13 protein-coding genes and 1 pseudogene are annotated in these 17,506 nt (G+C 70.7%); 9 read left to right on the plus strand and 5 right to left on the minus strand.

Annotated features, from left to right (window positions below):
* Positions 1–31: 31 nt before the first annotated feature.
* On the plus strand, positions 32–766 hold the full coding sequence (locus CRP56_RS03705; RefSeq protein ID WP_097273687.1) for a methyltransferase: 735 nt from the start codon (positions 32–34) through the stop codon (positions 764–766).
* A 111-nt stretch (positions 767–877) separates the two neighbouring features.
* Here the strand turns inward: CRP56_RS03705 and CRP56_RS03710 are convergent, their stop codons facing one another.
* Positions 878–1,534 (minus strand): chaplin, encoded by a 657-nt coding sequence (locus CRP56_RS03710; RefSeq protein ID WP_097260147.1) that lies wholly within the window; start codon positions 1,532–1,534, stop codon positions 878–880.
* Positions 1,535–1,805: 271 nt separating this feature from the next.
* Between CRP56_RS03710 and CRP56_RS03715 the strand changes: the two genes are divergently transcribed.
* From CRP56_RS03715 to CRP56_RS48235, 3 genes and pseudogenes are all read left to right on the plus strand, one after another.
* On the plus strand, positions 1,806–3,407 hold the full coding sequence (locus CRP56_RS03715; RefSeq protein WP_097260149.1) for an alpha/beta hydrolase: 1,602 nt from the start codon (positions 1,806–1,808) through the stop codon (positions 3,405–3,407).
* A gap of 99 nt (positions 3,408–3,506) precedes the next feature.
* Positions 3,507–5,066: an FMN-binding glutamate synthase family protein gene (locus tag CRP56_RS03720; RefSeq protein WP_373559747.1), complete on the plus strand. Its 1,560-nt coding sequence runs from the start codon at positions 3,507–3,509 to the stop codon at positions 5,064–5,066.
* 405 nt (positions 5,067–5,471) lie between these two features.
* Positions 5,472–5,579 (plus strand): annotated as a pseudogene (locus CRP56_RS48235) (thioesterase); the annotation flags it as partial.
* 28 nt (positions 5,580–5,607) lie between these two features.
* Here CRP56_RS48235 and CRP56_RS03735 read toward each other — a convergent pair.
* Together CRP56_RS03735 and CRP56_RS03740 are read right to left on the minus strand one after the other, a co-directional pair.
* The gene (locus CRP56_RS03735; protein WP_097273689.1) at positions 5,608–6,867 is read right to left on the minus strand and encodes an arginine deiminase; all 1,260 of its coding nucleotides are present in this window, start codon (positions 6,865–6,867) and stop codon (positions 5,608–5,610) included.
* 20 nt (positions 6,868–6,887) lie between these two features.
* A complete protein-coding gene (locus tag CRP56_RS03740; protein ID WP_097260153.1) occupies positions 6,888–8,306 on the minus strand; it encodes a basic amino acid/polyamine antiporter in 1,419 nt (472 codons plus the stop codon).
* A gap of 116 nt (positions 8,307–8,422) precedes the next feature.
* Between CRP56_RS03740 and CRP56_RS03745 the strand changes: the two genes are divergently transcribed.
* Entirely contained in the window at positions 8,423–9,523 is a 1,101-nt protein-coding gene (locus CRP56_RS03745; protein WP_097260155.1) for a baeRF3 domain-containing protein, read from the plus strand.
* A 43-nt stretch (positions 9,524–9,566) separates the two neighbouring features.
* Positions 9,567–9,992 carry a DUF7144 family membrane protein gene (locus CRP56_RS03750; RefSeq protein ID WP_244362525.1) on the plus strand — a complete coding sequence of 142 codons (426 nt, stop codon included), beginning with the start codon at positions 9,567–9,569 and terminating at the stop codon, positions 9,990–9,992.
* Between the two features lie 23 nt (positions 9,993–10,015).
* Here CRP56_RS03750 and CRP56_RS03755 read toward each other — a convergent pair whose 3' ends face one another.
* On the minus strand, positions 10,016–10,429 hold the full coding sequence (locus CRP56_RS03755; RefSeq protein ID WP_097260158.1) for an SsgA family sporulation/cell division regulator: 414 nt from the start codon (positions 10,427–10,429) through the stop codon (positions 10,016–10,018).
* A 439-nt stretch (positions 10,430–10,868) separates the two neighbouring features.
* Between CRP56_RS03755 and CRP56_RS03760 the strand changes: the two genes are divergently transcribed.
* Complete coding sequence (locus CRP56_RS03760; protein WP_097260160.1) at positions 10,869–12,299, plus strand: PP2C family protein-serine/threonine phosphatase; 1,431 nt, start codon at positions 10,869–10,871, stop codon at positions 12,297–12,299.
* An 81-nt stretch (positions 12,300–12,380) separates the two neighbouring features.
* On the opposite strand, the gene CRP56_RS03765 is transcribed toward CRP56_RS03760, so the two are convergent.
* Entirely contained in the window at positions 12,381–13,871 is a 1,491-nt protein-coding gene (locus CRP56_RS03765) for a DNA-binding protein NsdB (RefSeq protein WP_097260162.1), read from the minus strand.
* A gap of 274 nt (positions 13,872–14,145) precedes the next feature.
* Here CRP56_RS03765 and CRP56_RS03770 point away from each other — a divergent pair, with 274 nt between their 5' ends.
* Both CRP56_RS03770 and CRP56_RS03775 read left to right on the plus strand, forming a co-directional pair.
* Positions 14,146–15,285 carry an aminoglycoside phosphotransferase family protein gene (locus CRP56_RS03770; RefSeq protein ID WP_097260164.1) on the plus strand — a complete coding sequence of 380 codons (1,140 nt, stop codon included), beginning with the start codon at positions 14,146–14,148 and terminating at the stop codon, positions 15,283–15,285.
* Between the two features lie 272 nt (positions 15,286–15,557).
* Complete coding sequence (locus tag CRP56_RS03775) at positions 15,558–17,504, plus strand: N-acetylmuramoyl-L-alanine amidase (RefSeq protein ID WP_097260166.1); 1,947 nt, start codon at positions 15,558–15,560, stop codon at positions 17,502–17,504.
* The last annotated feature ends 2 nt before the right edge of the window (positions 17,505–17,506 follow it).

A 17,506-nucleotide genomic window follows, 5' to 3' on the forward strand; every position in this document is an offset into this window, starting at 1 on the left:
GCCGGCGACGGGTGGAAGGGGTGAGTCGATGATGACGACGCACAACGACGACGTGGACTGGGACCGTTGGCCGATCGCGGACTACCTCGCGGAGAACTACCGCGAGCTGCACTCGTCGGACGCCGCCGTCATCGCCCACCACTCGGCCTTCTACCGCCGGTTCGCGCCGGGCGAGATCGCGCGATCGGTGGAGTTCGGCGCGGGGCCCAACCTCTACCCGCTGATCCTCGCGTCGGCCGCCAGCCGTCGCATCGAGGCCGTCGAGGCGGGGGCCGGCAACGTCGCCTATCTGGAGCGGCAGATCCTGTGCGGGCCGGAGGCGAGCTGGCTGCCCTTCCACGCGTTGGGCCGCCGCCTCAACCCCGATCTGCCGTCCACGCTGGCGAGGTCGCTCGCGCGGGTGCATGTGGTCCACCAGGACGTCCGGACCCTGGAACGGGGCGGGTACGGGCTGGCGTCGATGCATTTCGTCGCGGAGGGGGCCACCGAGGACCGCGAGGAGTTCGCGGACTTCTGCCGGGCGTTCGTGCGGTGCGTCGCGCCGGGCGGGTTTCTGGTGGCGGCGTTCATGGAGAACATGCCGACGTACCGGATCGGGCCGGCGTCGCGGTGGCCGGGCTGTCCGGTGGACCCGGAGACCGTGAGGACCGTATTCGCGCCGCTGACCAGCGAACTGACGGTGCATCACCTCGACTCCGATCCGACGCTGCCGGACTACGGGGACTCGGGGATGGTGCTGCTGACGGCTACCGTGGCGGCTCGGTGAGCCCGCGGTGGCCTCGCCGACGGCTGTCGCGGCTGCTCGCGATGAGCACGGCGGAGGCCCCGCCGGTCGCCATTCCGGCAGGGTCTTCCGTCGGCCTCGCACGCAGGGGCGTCAGCGCTGCGCGCCGGGGCGGAACCGCCGGTACAGGGCCGCTCCGCCGAGCAGCAGCGCGGCACTGCCCGCCGTGGCCGGGAGCGTGAGGTCGGTGCCGGTGTGGGCGAGGGAGGCCACGGGCTGCCGGGGTGCGGGCGCGGTGGCCTTGGGGCCCGGGTGCGCCTTGGGCGGCGTGGGCTGCGTGGGCGGCTTCGGGGCCGGGTGCTGCGGGGTCTCGCCGGGGGCGTCGCCGGGGGTGTTGACGGACTCGTTGCCGGTGGCCGGGTTGCCGACGCCGACCACGTTCACGCTGTTGCCCGTGACGTTCACGGGGAGGTGGACCGGGAGCCGGACGCCGTTGCCCGAGATCACCCCGGGCGAGTCCTTCTCGTCGCCCCCGGCCGCGGCGCCCGCCGGTCCGGCGGACTCGCCCCCGCCCTCGTTGGCACAGCCGTTGCCAGCGGCCGGGTTCAGGAGCCCCACCACGTTCACGGTGTTGCCACAGACGTCCACCGGTACGTGCACCGGCAGCTGGATCGTGTTGCCGGAGATCACCCCGGGCGAGTCGGCCGCGGTTCCGTCCGCCGACGAATCGGCGGACGCCGGCATCGACACAGCCATGGCGCCGGACAGCGCGGCGACGGCGATCACACCGTTTCGGGTAACCCGTCTCATAGGTTCCCTGCCTTCCAGACTTGGTCACGGGCAGTCGCCCGCACCGGATAAAACGCGGGTGAACCATCCGAGTTATGGCTTATCGGCCTTTCACCCCATCGAGCGGCACGGTTGTCGAACTAGCGGTAAAACCGTCGAATGCACATGGAGTGGCGCAGGATAAGGCACTTCATATGATCCCGCCCGTCCGGAGGCGCCCCTTCCGGAGGCCGCCTATCGTGAGCGTGGGTGCCGATCTCCCGGTCCGCGACGGGCGCCCTTGGAGGCATCGATGCTGGCCAAGCTGTCTGGGCGGCCCCTGCTCCGGCACTGCGCGGTCACCGGGGCGGTCGGACTGGCGCTGCTGGGCGCGGGGCTGCCGACGGTGACCACGGACAAGGACAACGACGAACCGGATCTGTCGCGGTTCTACGACCAGAAGGTCACGTGGTCCCAGTGCAAGGGCCTGGACGCGCCCAAGGACCTGCAGTGCGGCAAGGTCACCGTCCCCCTCGACTACTCCCGGCCCAAGGCGGGCACGCTCGAACTGGCCCTGGCCCGCTATCGGGCGACCGGCGACTCCCGGGGTTCGCTGCTGCTGAACTTCGGCGGTCCGGGCGGCGCCGGCGTCAGCGAACTCGCCGCCGGCGGAGATCAGTTCATGGGCCTGGCCAAGGGCTACGACGTGGTGTCCTTCGATCCGCGCGGCGTCGGCCGGTCCTCGCCGGTCAGTTGCGGGGACGGCACCGACGAGGCACTGGCGGCGACGGACGACGGTTCCGAGGTGAGCGACGATCCGCGGTCCGTGCTCACGCAGTTGAAGAAGGCCGCCGCCGCCTGCGCCGAGCACTCCGGCCCCGTCCTGTCCCACATCGGCACGGTCGACGCGGCCCGCGACCTCGACGTGATGCGCCAGGCACTCGGCGACAAGAAGCTCAACTACCTCGGTTTCTCCTACGGAACCCGGCTCGGCGCCGTGTACGCGGCCCAATTCCCCAAGAAGGTCGGGCGGTTGGTCCTCGACGGCGTCGACACACTGACCGAGCCCATGACGGAGCAGGCCCTCGTCGGCGCCGAAGGGCAGCAGAAGGCACTGGACGACTTCATCGACTGGTGCGCCGAGGACGTCGCCTGTCCGTTCGGCCAGGACCCGCGCAGCGCCCGGGACCAGGTCGTACGGCTCATCGACTCGCTGGACGAGGACCCGGTGCCGACCGACTGGGGCGGCGCCTTCTCCGGCCAGGACCTCGTGGGCGCCATCTCCCAGGCGCTCTACAGCAGGGAGCTGTGGCCGTCCCTGGAGCGGGCGATCGCCCAGCTCGTCGAGGACGGTGACACGCGGGGCGTCCTGAGCTTCACTGGCGGCGGCTACGCGCTGCCCCGCCGTGCGGCCGACGACGACGGCGACGGCAACGGCGGGCTCGCCGACGAGGACGAGGTCCCGCTGGACAACCTGCCGGCCGCGCTGATGGCGATCAACTGCGCGGACGACCCGGACCGCCCCAGCGCCGACGAGATCACCCGCAACCTCGGCCGGCTGCGCGCCGAGTACGAGGAGGTGTCCCCCGTCTTCGGCCGCTACCGCCTGACCGAGGTGCTGACGTGCTACGGCCGCCCCAAGGGCACCGACTACATCCGCGAGGACGTCCGGGACGTCGACAGCCCGAAGATGCTGCTCGTCGGCACCCGCGGCGACCCGGCGACGCCGTACCGCTGGACGGTGGAGACCGCGAAGCGGCTGGGCGACGCGGCCGTGGTGCTCGACAACAAGGGCGAAGGCCACACCGGGTACGGCTCCTCGAAGTGCGTACAGCGCAAGGTCGAGGCCTTCCTGCTGTACGGCTCCCTGCCGCCCACCGGCAGCTCCTGCGGCTCGGAGGAGGACGACCATTGAGCGCCCTCACCGTCCTCGGGTGAACCCGTCCGCCCCGCAGCTTTCGCCGTTCGCCGCCGTCTGCGTTTGACTCGTGGTGTGCGTCGGTTCCTGTTGCTCGTGTTCGTCACCCTGGCCGCTGCCGGGGCGCTGCTCCTGTCCGTCGCCGTCTCTCCCTGGTGGTGGTGCGCGGCGGGGCCGCTGCTCGCCCTCACCGGGCTCGGCGCCTGGGACCTGACCCAGACCCGTCACTCGGTGCTGCGCAACTACCCCCTGCTCGGGCATCTTCGCTTCCTGCTGGAACGGCTGCGGCCGGAGATGCAGCAGTACTTCGTCGAGCGGAACTACGACGGCCGCCCCTTCGACCGTGATGTGCGCAGCATCGTGTACGAGCGTGCCAAGGGCGTCGACGCCGAGGAGCCGTTCGGCACGGAGCGGGACGTGTACGGCGACGGGTACGAGTTCCTGGTGCCGTCGATACGGCCGGTCGAGGTGCCGCAGGAGGTGCCGACCGTGCGGGTCGGCGGTCCGGACTGCACGGTGCCGTACGACATGGCCCTGCTGAACGTGTCCGCGATGAGCTTCGGCTCCCTGTCCTCGCGCGCGATCCTCGCTCTCAACCGGGGTGCCGCGCTCGGGGGTTTCGCGCACGACACCGGCGAGGACGGCCTGTCCGAGTACCACCTGCGGGGCGGCGGCGACCTCATCTGGGAGATCGGGACCGGCTACTTCGGCTGCCGCACCCCCGAAGGGCGCTTCGACAGCCGGGAGTTCGCGGACAAGGCCACGCTGCCCGAGGTGAAGTGCGTGTCCCTGAAGCTCTCTCAGGGCGCCAAGCCGGGGATCGGCGGTGTCCTGCCCGGCGCCAAGGTGAACGCCGAGATCGCGCGGGCCCGGGACGTGCCGGAGGGCCGGACGGTGGTGTCACCGCCGTACCACCAGGTGTTCGGCACTCCGCGCGAACTGGTCAAGTTCCTCGCCCTGATGCGGGAGTTCACGGGCGGCAAGCCGACCGGGTTCAAGCTGTGCGTGGGGTCGCGGCGGCAGTTCCTGGCCGTGTGCAAGGCGATGCTCGCGGAAGGGGTGACGCCCGACTTCATCGTGGTGGACGGTGCCGAGGGCGGGACGGGTGCCGCGCCGCTGGAGTTCGCCGACCATCTCGGGATGCCGCTCACGGAGGGGCTGATCACGGTGCGCAACGCCCTCGTCGGCACCGGGCTCAAGGACCGTGTCCGGATCGGCGCGAGCGGCAAGGTGGCCACGGGCTCGGACATCGTCAAGCGGCTGATCCAGGGCGCCGACTACACCAACGCGGCCCGGGCCATGATGTTCGCGGTCGGCTGCGTCCAGGCCCAGCGCTGCCACACCAACACCTGCCCCGTCGGCGTCACGACCCAGGACCCGCGCCGGGTCCGCGCGCTGGACGTGGCCGACAAGTCGGCGCGCGTGCACCGGTTCCAGCGCGCGACGGTCAAGAGCGCGATGCAGATCATGGCGGCCATGGGGGTGAGCGACCCCGCGGAGCTGACCACCGGGATGCTGGTGCGGCGCCTCGATCCGACGACGGTCACGCCGTACGCCGACCTGTACGAGTGGCTCGCCCCCGGCGAGCTGCTCCAGCAGCCGCCCGCTTCCTGGGAGGCCGACTGGCGGGCGGCGGACCCGGACTCGTTCAGCTGAGCGTCCTCGACGCCTTCGCCTGAGGGTCACCCCTCCCAGTACGCCAACCGCCGCAGCGCCTGCGCGGCGGTCAGCGCCCGCTCGCCCCCCCTCGGTCAACTCCAGGACCACGGCCCGGTGTTCACGCGGGTGCGGCGACTTCGCGACGAGCCCCGCCGCGGTGAGCCGGGCGACGAGCGCGGTGACGCCGACTCGCGCAGCCCGAGCGTGCGGGCGAGCTGCTGCTGGGTCTGCCGAGGCTCGTCGCGCTGGCCGATGTTGACAGAGGACACCGGCCGGCGCCACTCCCACTTCACCGATGAAGTGATGTGCGCGGTGAGCGACCGTGCGCGCGCAGGATCGTGCCGGTCGCCGGGCGCAGGTACTCGACGGTGAACCTTGACGTGATCAGGCCCGGCCCGCCGGGTGGTGCGGGCCGGCCGCACCCGGGTGGTGACCCGCTGCGACGTCGTCACGGTCGACGACACCGGCGCGGAGAGCCTGTGCGCGGTGGCCCAGGGGAACATCGCCGTGCTCGAAGGACCGGGCGCAAAGGGCTGGTTCAGAACTCGACGGGATCCCGCACGATCGGGCAGGTCATGCAGTGGCCGCCGCCCCGGCCGCGGCCCAGCTCGGCGCCGACAATGGTGATGACCTCGATGCCGGCCTTGCGCAGCAGGGTGTTGGTCTGGGTGTTGCGGTCGTAGGTGAACACCACGCCGGGCTCCAGGGCGACCGCGTTGTTGCCGCTGTCCCACTGCTGGCGTTCGGAGGCGTACACGTCCCCGCCGGTCTCCACGACTCGCAGCCCGGGCAGTCCGAGCGCCTTGGCGACGACGTCGACGAACGGGGTCGAGCCCTCGTCGGTCAGTTCGACGCCGGGCGCTTTGTCGCCGGGGCGCAGGGAGAAGGTGTGGACGCCGTCCATGATGGTCGGGTAGAGGGTGACCAGGTCGCGGTCGGCGAAGGTGAAGACGGTGTCGAGATGCATCGCGGAGCGCAGTTTCGGCATGCCGGCGACGATGACGTGCTCGGCCGCGCCGTTCTGGAACAGCGCGGCGGCCACCTGGGTGATGGCCTGGCGTGAGGTCCGCTCGCTCATGCCCATCAGGACGACACCGTTGCCGACGGGCATGATGTCGCCGCCCTCGAACGTGGCCTGCCCCCAGTCGAGTTCGGGGTCGCCCCACCAGACTGTGGAGCCCACGTAGTCGGGGTGGAAGCTGTAGACGGCCTTCATCAGCAGCGTCTCGTCGTGCCGGGCGGGCCAGTACAGCGGGTTGAGGGTGAGGCCGCCGTAGAGCCAGCAGGTGGTGTCGCGGGTGTAGAGGGTGTTGGGCAGCGGCGGCATCAAGTACTCGCGTACGCCGGTGGATTCACGGGCGAGGTCGAGGTAGCCGGAGCGGAAGTCCTCGGGCAGATCGGTGGTGGCCAGGCCGCCGATCAGGTATTTCGCGAGGCGTTCGGGTTCGAGGGTCTCCAGGTACGCGCGGGTCTGCTCGACGAGGCCGAGGCCGACCTCGTTGGCGACGATCTTCCGGTCCAGGAGCCAGTCCCGGGCGCCGGGCACCGCCATGGTCTGGGCGAGCAGGTCGTGCAACTCGACGACCTCGACGTCGCGTTCGCGCAGCTTGTTGACGAAGTCGGCGTGGTCGCGCTGGGCGTTCTCCACCCACATGACGTCGTCGAAGAGCAGGTCGTCGGAGTTGGTGGGGGTGAGCCTGCGATGGGCGAGCCCGGGGGCGCAGACCAGCACCTTGCGCAGTCTGCCGACCTCGGAGTGGACGCCGTACGCGGGACGGGTGTCTTGACTACTGGTCACGGGGTGCACCTTCCGGGTCTTCACAGGCTGATCCAGCCCACCGCCAGGGCCACGACGCCGAGGGCCGCGCCGGCCACCGACACCGCGAGGATCACCAACTCACGTGGGGAGAACGGCCGTCGGCCCTGTTCCTTGCGTGCCATCACGAACAGCACGGTGGCGGGGGCGTAGATGATGAAGGAGACGAGGACGAACTTCAGGCCCGCCGCGTAGATGAGGAACGCGGTGTAGACGGTGGCGACGACGGCGATCGCCAACCGGCCCCGCGGCCCGCGCCGGCCGATCTTCACCGCGAAGGCCGCGGCCAGCAGGAACGGGATCAGCGTCAGGGCGCTGGTCAGGTCGAGGGCGAAGTTGAAGGCGTCGTCGGAGAACAGGGTGACGACGAGGACGATCTGACTGAGCACCGTGGACATCACGAGCGCCGGCACGGGCACGTCGGCGGCGGTGGCGCGCTTGAGGAAGCGCGGCATGTCGTCGTCCTTGGCGGCCACGTACAGCACTTCCGCCGCCATCAACGTCCAGGCCAGATAGGCGCCGAGCACGGAGACGATCAGGCCGACGCTCACGAAGACCTTGCCCCACGTGCCGACCGCGTGCTCCAGCACCTCGGCCATGGAGGGCTGGCGCAGCTCGGCGATCTCCGCCATCGGCATGATGCCGTACGACACGATCGTCACCGACGCGAAGATCGCGAAGACGCTCAAGAAACCGAGGACCGTGGCCCGGCCGACGTCCTCACGGCGCCGCGCGTGCCGGGAGTAGACGCTCGCGCCCTCGACCCCGAGGAACACGAACACCGTGGCCAGCATGGTGCCCTTGACCTGGTTGAACAGCGATCCGGCGTAGTCGGCGCCGCCGAAGTTGTCGGCGAAGACGCTCGGTTTGAGATAGAAGAGCGCCAGGATGACGAAGACGATGATCGGCACGACCTTGGCGACCGTGACGATCCGGTTGATCGCCGCCGCCTCCTTCACTCCCCGGCTGATCAGGGCGAAGAACAGCCAGAGACCGACCGAGGAGAGCACCACCGCGAGGACGGTGTCGCCGTCGCCGAGCGCGGGGGCGATCGCGCCGATGGTCGACATGATCAGCACCCAGTACGTCACGTTGCCGACGCAGGCGCTCGCCCAGTAGCCGAACGCCGAGAAGAAACCCAGGTATTCACCGAAACCGGCCTTGGCGTACGCGTACACGCCCGCGTCCAGATCAGGACGGCGCACCGCGAGCGTCTGGAAGACGAAGGCGAGCATCAGCATGCCGGTGCCGGCCACGGCCCAGGCGATCAGGGCGCCCGCCACCCCGGTCTCCTGCGCGAACCGGCGCGGCAGGGAGAACACACCCGCGCCGACCATCGAGCCGACCACCATGGTGGTGAGCGTCGGCAGGGACAGTTTCGCGGCGGGGGGCGCCTCGGTCTTGGTGTCGGCCTGACTCATCGGAGACCTGTCCGTCCGTCATGAGAAGACTCAGCGACGCTAACAGCGAAACGTCCTGATTGCCTGACTTGGTTGCTCCTAATGCCCTATCCGGCAATCAGTCCTATCGTGCTGGTATGGAGCACGCACTCAGTCCCACGACCCTCTCCGAGCTGCGGCGCCCGCGCCCCTATCCGGCGGTCTCCGTGCTGACTCCGACCCATCGCCGGGAACCCGAGAACACCCAGGACCCGGTCCGGCTGCGCAACGTCGTGGCCGAGGCCAAGAAGCAGCTGGAGGCCGATCCGGCCGTTCCCAGGGAGCGGCGCATCGACGTCGCCCGCCAGCTCGACCAGGCCCTCACCGAGGTCGACCTGGCCCACGCCGAGGACGGTCTGGTGATCTTCGCCGCGCCGGGTGAGCACCAGGTGTGGTCGCTCGCCCGCCCGGTGCCCGAACGCGTCGTGCTGTCGGACACCTTCCTGACCCGCAACCTCGTCTCCGCGCAGGCCTCCGAGCGCCCCTTCTGGGTCCTCTCGGTCGCCCCCGACCGCGCCACGCTCTGGAACGGCGGCACGGACCGTGTCGTCGAGGAGCACCTGGCGGGCTTCCCGCTCACCAGGGACCACCGCGAGAACTTCGACGCCGAACGCCAGGAACGCATCGGCGACCTGCCGAGCACGTTCCGGGACGAGAGCACCCGCCACTTCCTGCGTGACGCCGACACCGCGATGGCCAAGATCCTCAGGGACCAGCCACGCCCGCTCTACGTCACCGGCGAGCAGGCCGCGCTGTCCGTCCTGGACGAGGTCGGCAGCGTCACGAAGGAGGCCGTGCACGTCCCGCACGGCGGCCTGGCCCACGGCACGCCGGACGCCGTCTGGCAGGCGGTACGGCCGCTGCACGAGGCCGAGAACCGCAAGAACACCGCAGCCGTGGCCCACGAACTGGAGACGGCACGCGGCCGGCGGGCCTTCGCGGCCGGCGTCGACGAGGTCTGGCAGAACGCCCGGGAGGGCCGGGTCAGGCTGCTCGCCGTCGAGGAGAACTACCGGATCACCGTGCGTGACGACGGCGGCGACCACCTGGTCCCGGCCGCGAGCGACGACCTCGACGCCCGCGAGGACATCGTGGACGAGATCGTCGAGCAGTGCCTGGAGACGGGCGCCGACGTGCGCTTCGTCCCGGACGGCACGCTGGGCGACGCCCGGGGAATCGCCGGGGTGCTGCGGTACTGACGCCGCTCTCGGGGATGACCACACCGCACGGAAAGGCCCTGAAATGGCGCAGACATCCAGCGGGGTCCGACGCCCCGAATACAGCGCACGACACCTGGGCGGCGGCCTCACCCTCTTCGCCGGCTGGGCGCTGGAGCTGAGCGGGACGCTCAGCATCCTCCTCGGTGTCGTCGGCGTCACCCGCGACACCATCTTCAGCTCGCCCGACTACACCTACGAGTTCAGCCTGACGGCCTGGGGCTGGATCCACATCGTCGTCGGCATCGGACTCGTCGCCGCCGGCCTGGGGGTGCTCCTCGGCAAGAGCTGGGGCACGGGGGCCGGCGCCGCACTGGGCGCGATCAGCCTGATCACGCAGTTCATGTTCATCCCGTTCTATCCGCTGTGGTCGATCAGCGTGATGACGCTCGACATCGTCGCCGTCTGGACCCTGGCCAGAGCCATGGCGGTGGACGACCGGCGCCCCTGACAGGGGTGGCGACAAGAATCCGCTCAGACGCTCCCGAACAGCGCGCTCAGCCCCCGCTCGACCTCCGCTGCGACGTCCTCCTGCCCGGCCGCCACGACCGCGTACGTGCGCAGCAGGAAGCGGCGCAGCGCGGACGTGTCGAACTGGAGCAGCGCCAGCCCGTACGGCGAGTGCAGTTCCACGACCGTACGGGCGCGGCCGTACGGCCACAGGTGGACGTCCCCGCCGCCCGCCGGACCGCGCAGACCCGCCTCCAGCAGAGTGCGCCCGAAGGTCCAGGTGACCACGTCGCCGTCGAGGCAGATCTCGGGCGGGAAGTCGATGTGCACCGCGAGCGGGTCGGCGGCGGTGTAGCGGAAGGTCGCGGCGACGGGCAGCTCCTGCTCGTCGGCCGTGACCAGACGGCCCTGGGCGGGCTGCTCGATGGTGAGGTCCATGGTCGGTCTCCACTACGGGTCGGAGGTCGGCCGTATCGCCGATGTCTTTACGACCTCGCAGGGGCCGTCTGCATTACGCGGAAGCCCTCATCAATTTCTGTGACCTGCGTCACTCTCGAACGGTTCCCACGCCGGCACCTCACACGGCCCTGCCCTGACCCCTTGAGTCCCTTAGAACATCCAGCCGTCGAACACACAAATGAATCCGCGCCCCATACCCCCGACGCTCCGTCAACTCACGTACGCTGACTACGACTTGCCCCACCAGGCGGCGTACGGCAACAGCACGGCGAAACCCCTCCGTGAAGACTGTGGCATATGCCAGAAGCACCACCGTATCGTGTGTTGCCAAATCCCTTACAGGGCGTCGCGGGCTGTGCAACAGTCGTAACGGTCCCTCCGCCCGCTTTGGTCGTACCGTCCCGCATCGGAGTGCGTCATGCCGTCCCACCTCTCCGCGGACCACCCAGCCGCCCAGCCACCCGGGCGCGGCTCGGTCGACGCGCTGATATCGCAGGCGCGACGACTCAAGGGCGACGTGGACGCCGTACGACGGGACGCGCAGGAGGACGGATCGGACCCGCAGGGACGCTGGCAGCGCGCGCTCTGCGACCTGGCGCTGCACCAACTCAACGACCTGGACGCCCACTTGGCCCAGTTGCGGGACGGCCCGTCGGTGCCCGCGCCCGCCGGTCCCGCACCCGCCGAGCAGTCCGCGCCGACCGCTCCCCGGCGCGGCTCCCTGCTCAGCCGGGTGGGCAGCGCGGAGTGGAACCTGCTGACGGACGAGGCGAGTTGGTCCGGTGAGCTGTACCAGATCCTGGGCCGCGACCCGGCCACTCCCCCGCTCACGCTCGACGAACTGCCCTCCCTCGTCCTCGACGAGGACCGGCCGAAGCTGACCTCGATGGTCACGGACTGTCTCGTCGACGCGCGGCCCATCGACGGCGAGTTCCGGATGCTGCACACGGACGGTTCCGTGCGCACGGTGCACATGATGGGCGAGCCCGTGCTCGACACTGACGGCAGCACCGCCTCGATGTGGGCCGTGCTGCGGGACGTCAGCGAACTGCGCCGCAGTCAGAGGGTGGTGAGCGAGACCCGTGACTCGCTCCAGCGCCACCGGCACCGCGCGCAGACGGAGCACCGGCTCGCGGTCGAGCTGCAGGAGGCCGTGCTGCCGCCGTGGCGCGGTTCCCTGCGGCTCCCGCAGCAGGGACCGGAGACCCTCGATCTCGCGGCGCACTATCTGCCGTCGTCGACGAGCGCGCTCATCGGCGGCAACTGGTACGACGCCCTCCAACTCGCCGACGGCGACATGCTGCTGAGCGTCGGCGACCTCACCGGACACGGCGTGGCCGCGACGTCGGGCATGGCGACCCTGCTCGGCGCCGTACGCGGTATGGCCATGGCGGGCACCGGACCGGGCCAACTGCTGTCCTGGCTCAACCAGTTACTCGACGCCACCGTCCAACCGGCCCTGGGCAGCACGGTCTGCTGCCGCTACCGGCCCGAGACCCGCACCCTCACCTGGGCGCAAGCCGGACACCCCGCCCCGCTGCTGTTCCGCGACGGGACGGGGCGCAGGCTGAGCGCACCGGACGGCGTCCTGCTCGGCGCGACCCCCGGCGCCGTCTACGAACAGGCCGAAGAGCCCCTCGAAGCCGGCGACCTGCTGGTCCTGCACACCGACGGACTGATGCCCGGGCAGGAGGACAGCACGGCGGCCGTGAACCGACTCCTCGACCTGGCACCGCGCTTCGACGAGGCCGGCACCGCACAGGACTGCGTACGGCTGGTCGTGGAGGAGTTCGGCGGGACGGAGCGCGCGGACGACGCCTGCGTGCTCATCGCCAAGCTCACCAGCTGAGAGTCCGGTCAGCTCACCAACCAGCTCAGAATCTGTCTCAGCGAATCTCTCTCAGCGAATCTGTCTCAGCGCACAAACCCCCTATGCCCGTGCGCTGTTGCCACCCTTCACCTGCTTCGGCAGGGCCAGCTTGATCTCCTCCCTCAGCTCGTGGATCTTCGGGTAGCTGGAGTACTCGGCGGTGAGCCGGTACATCTGACGCAGCCGGTCCCAGGTGCGGTGCGAGGAGTTGGACCCCATCGACACCAGGGCCAGCCGGGCGTAGGTGCCGCCCTGTTCCGGATCGTCGGCGATGAAGCAGGCGGAGGCCATCGACAGGAAGTCGAAGATCTTCGACCGCTGCCGTCCGTCGACCCGCAGGGCCAGGGCCTTCTCCGCGTAGTGCTGGGCGTGCACGGCCGCGCCGGGCTCGTGCTCCGCCAAGGTGCGGTAGGCCAGGGCCTGCATGCCGTACAGGTCCTCCTCCTTGAACATCTGCATCCAGCTCGGCGGCGGCACATCGCTGCGGTCGGAGACGAAGAGGTCCTCCGCCTGGCCGAGGGTGCGGCGCATCGCCTGTCCCTTGCCCATGGACGCCTGTGCCCAGGCCTCCACGGTGTAGAGCATCGCCATGGTCCGCGGCAGCACCTCGTCGCCGGAGCCGGACTGGGCGAGCTTCATCAGGTCGAGCGCGTCGTCGGGCCGGCCGAGGTGCACCATCTGGCGAGCCGCCCGGGAGAGCGCCTCCCCGGCGCGCGGCCGGTCACCGCCCTCACGGGCCGCATGGGCGGCGATGACGAAGTACTTCTGGGCCGTGGGCTCCAGGCCGACGTCGTGCGACATCCAGCCCGCGAGGACGGCGAGGTTGGCGGCGACGCCCCACAGGCGCCGCTGGAGATGGTCGGGGTGTCGGTAGGCGAGCATGCCGCCCACCTCGTTGAGTTGGCCTACGACCGCCTTGCGCTGCAGCCCGCCGCCGCGGGCCGCGTCCCACGCCCGGAACACCTCGACCGAGCGCTCCAGTTCCTCGATCTCCTGCGACCCGATGGGGGCGGCCTCGTAGCGGTCGAACCCAGCGGGGTCGGCGTGCAGGGGGTCGTCGAACTGGGGGGCATCGGCGGTGAGGGCCGGGTCGGTGTGCAGCCAGTCGTGCATGGCACTGCTGAGTACGGATCCCGCGGTGAGCGCGGCACCCGCACCCACCAAGCCGCGTCGGTTGAGCATGAGGTCCATTCCCGTGAATTCGGTGAGGACCGCAGCGGTTCGGTCGGGCGCCCACGGCATGCCGTCGGGATGTTCAGCGCTCCCGTCGCCCTGCCGTTTCCCCGTACGCCCGTGCCGGACCAGACCGAGGTCCTCGATGGTCACGACACGGCCGAGACGCTCGGTGAACAGGGCAGCCAGCACCCGGGGCACCGGATCGCGCGGGATCTCTCCCATGTCGATCCACCGCCGCACCCGTGAGGTGTCGGTCGACAGCTGGGGGTGGCCCATGGCCGCCGCCTGCCGGTTGACCAGCCTCGCGAGTTCACCCTTGGACCAGCCGGCCAGGCCGAACAGGTCCGAAAGTCGGGTGTTGGGTTGTCCGCTCACGTCAAGCCCCCAGGTTCTCGGCTGAGTTGACAGTAGCCCGGGGAGAGTTGCCGGGCGACTATTCGCCAGGGTTCGCCAGGGTGCGCCAGATGGTGTGCCAGTGGGCATCGGGTGTCAGGTAGGAACGCGCCACCCCGACCCGGTCTCCTACATATGACGGGTGCATTCCCCAGGGTGCACCCGGGCGGCCGGGCCGGCGGCGCGATTGCGCAGACGTACCCCATTTGCGCAGACATACCTGCACTGCTGGCACACGAAGGGATCTGTTTCGCCCATGTACACAGCATCGTCCTCCGTGTCCGCCCCGCCCCGGTCGCTGCACCCCCGCCCGGCGGGCAGCGGCCCCTACCTCGATCCCGCCCGCCCGGCGGCCCCCGTACTCGGTGCCGGCAGGACGCGGCGTGTTCCGGGGATCGGTACCCAACCGCTCAGCGGGAGACTCGACTTGTCCGGCCCTCAGGGCGCGCAGTTGCGTACGGCGATCGCGTCGGTGCACCGGATCTGCCCGGAGTTCGCTCCGGTGCAGGTGCTGCGCCGCAGCGGACGCTCCGTCCTCCTGGTGGGGACGACCGGGCGCAGCACGGCCGTCGCGAAGTGTTTACTGGACCACTCCCCGGTGTGGGCCGAGCGGATCCGCCACGAGATAGCGGCATACCGCTCGTTCGTCCGGCAGCGCCCGCCCGTGCGGGTGCCCCGGCTGATCGCGGCGGACCCGGACAACTGCACCCTTGTGATCGAGCGGATGCCCGGCCGGGTGGCGGCCCTGCACCGGCACCCGGCGGAGGCGCCGCCGCGGACGGACATCAGGGCGGCGCTCGGCGCGATCTGCCGGCTCAACGCCTGGCGGCCCCCGGCGGGCACCTTCGACGCCCCGCTGGACTACGCGGCCCGGATCAACCGCTACCACGAGCTGGGCCTGCTGACCGACCGGGACATGGGCGACCTGCAGAAGCTGCTGCACGGCATCGCGCTCTCGGCGGGCCGGCAGGGCATGGGCCAGTTCTGCCACGGCGACGCCCTGCTCTCGAACATCCTGCTCTCACCGGCCGGTCCAGTGCTGGTGGACTGGGAGCACGCGGGCTGGTACCTGCCGGGGTACGACCTGGCGACGCTGTGGTCGGTGCTCGGGGACGCGCCGGTGGCCCGGCGTCAGATCAGCCAGATCGCGCAGTCGGCCGGTCCGGCCTCGCGCGACGCGTTCCTGGTCAACCTGATGCTCGTACTGACCCGTGAGATCCGTACGTACGAGACGGCCGTGCAGCGTTCGATGCACGACACGACCCCGGCGGCACCGGGAGCGGCCCACCCGGGTGCTGCGCCGTCCGGCGAGGAACAGCGGCTGCTGCTGAGGCGGCTGCACGACGACTGCCAGCTGGCCCGCCGGGCCGTACGCGCGGCGGTCGGCACTCGCTGACGGGGACGAGGGTCCGCGGTGCGCCAGGGACAGCGGCGCACCGCGGACCTTCGTATGTCCGCTCGCTCTTCCCTGGCGAGCCGGTCCATTGGTGTACGCCACTGACGCCCCGCAGGCACGCGGGCCGCCGCCACGAAACTCCTGCATCCCCTGGTTGACGAGGGAATTCGCCCTTCCCTGGGCATGATTGACGGATCGTCGGCAAGCCGGTACCACTGACGCACGCCCGGCCCCGCACGGCCCATCGCGCCCGACCGTCCCAGGAGGCTGCTTTGCGAGTCCCTGCCCACCGTGCCTCCGGGCACAGACGTACGCGCACCGTCATCGCGACGGCGGCTCTGCTGCTTCCGCTCCTCGGCGCGGCCCCGTCCGGCGCGCGGACGTCGGCGAACAGCCTCCAGCTGGCCTTCGCCTCGGCGGCCGCCGAGTATCACGTGCCGCAGAGCGTCCTGCTCGGTGTCTCCTACCTCCAGTCCCGTTGGGACGCCCACGCCGGGGCGCCGAGCGTGACCGGCGGCTACGGCCCCATGCATCTCACGGACGCCCGCACCGCCCTGGCCGGTGCCGCCGCCCATCACAGCGAGGGCACGGAGGACGCGCGCGGCGACAGCGCCCGCACACCGCTCCTCCCCACCGCCGAGGTGCCGACGCCCGCCGAGCTCCCGGCCCGGCTGAAGACGCTGCCGAAGGCGGCGGAACTGACCGGCCTGAGCGCGCGGGAGCTGCGCACCGACCCGGCGGCGAACATCGCCGGCGGTGCCGCGCTGCTGGCCGACGCCCAGAAGGACCTGGGCGAGCCGCTCAGCGCCGACCCGGCGGACTGGTACGCGGCGGTGGCCCGCTTCTCCGGCGCGGACGACACCGCGACGGCGTCGGCGTACGCCGACGACGTGTACGACGTGATCCGCACCGGCGAGGAGCGCACCACGGACGCCGGCCAGCAGGTCGCCCTCGCGCCGCAGCCCGGCCTGGCCCCCGCCACCGCGCAGCTCGCCGAGACCGGTCTGCGCACGCTCGACACCAGTGACACCGAGTGCCCGAAGTCGGTGTCCTGCGAGTGGATCCCGGCGCCGTACGAGGAGTTCGGCGACAACGACTACGGCAACCACGACCTGGGCGACCGCCCGGCCGCGCAGAGCATCAAGTACATCGTCGTCCACGACACGGAGGGCGCCTGGGACGGCGTCCTCAACCTGGTCCAGGACCCCACCTACGTGTCGTGGAACTACACCCTGCGCTCCACCGACGGCCATATCGCCCAGCATGTGAAGGCCAAGGACGTGGCCTGGCACGCGGGCAACTGGTACATCAACGCCAAGTCGATCGGTCTGGAGCACGAGGGCTTCCTCGCGAACCCGGACGCCTGGTACACGGAGGCGATGTACCGCTCGTCGGCGCGGCTGGTGAAGTACCTGGCGAAGAAGTACGGCATCCCGCTGGACCGGCAGCACATCCTCGGCCACGACAACGTGCCTGGCCCGACCACGTCGACCGTCCCCGGTATGCACACCGACCCCGGCCCGTACTGGGACTGGCGGCACTACTTCGCGCTGCTCGGCCACCCTTTCAAGGCCACCGCGAAGAAGAACTCCGGGGTGGTGACGATCCGTCCCGACTACGCGACGAACCAGCCCGAGTACACCGGCTGCGTCACCAAGGACGTGCCGTGCGCGGCGCACGGGTCGAGCGAGGTGCGCCTGTACTCCGGCCCCGGCGAGACCTACCCGCTGATCAAGGACATCGGTCGGGGCACCGCACCGACGACCGGAGTGAACGACATCTCCTCGCGGGTCTCCACCGGCCAGCAGTACGCGGTCGCCGACCGCGACGGGGACTGGACGGCGATCTGGTACCTGGGTCAGAAGGCCTGGTTCAAGAACCCGGCGAAGGACCCGACGGCGGTGTCCGCGTCCGGCCGGGTCATCACGCCCAAGGCCGGTCTGCAGGAGATCCCGGTGTACGGGCGCGCCTACCCCGAGGCCTCCGCCTATCCGACGGGGGTGCCCGCGCAGGCGGTGTCGCCGTTGCCGTACAAGGTGCTGGAGAACCAGAAGTACGTGGTCGGTGACACGGTGCCCGGCGAGTACTACTACGCGGTCACCTTCACCACGGACTCCCACAAGGTCGTGGTCGGCAAGGACCTCTACTACGAGATCCAGTACGGTCACCGCGTGGCGTTCGTGCGGGCCGCCGACGTCGACGTGCAGCCGTCCCGCTAGGG

This window comes from Streptomyces sp. TLI_55 (assembly GCF_900206255.1).
Taxonomy (GTDB): domain Bacteria; phylum Actinomycetota; class Actinomycetes; order Streptomycetales; family Streptomycetaceae; genus Streptomyces; species Streptomyces aquilus.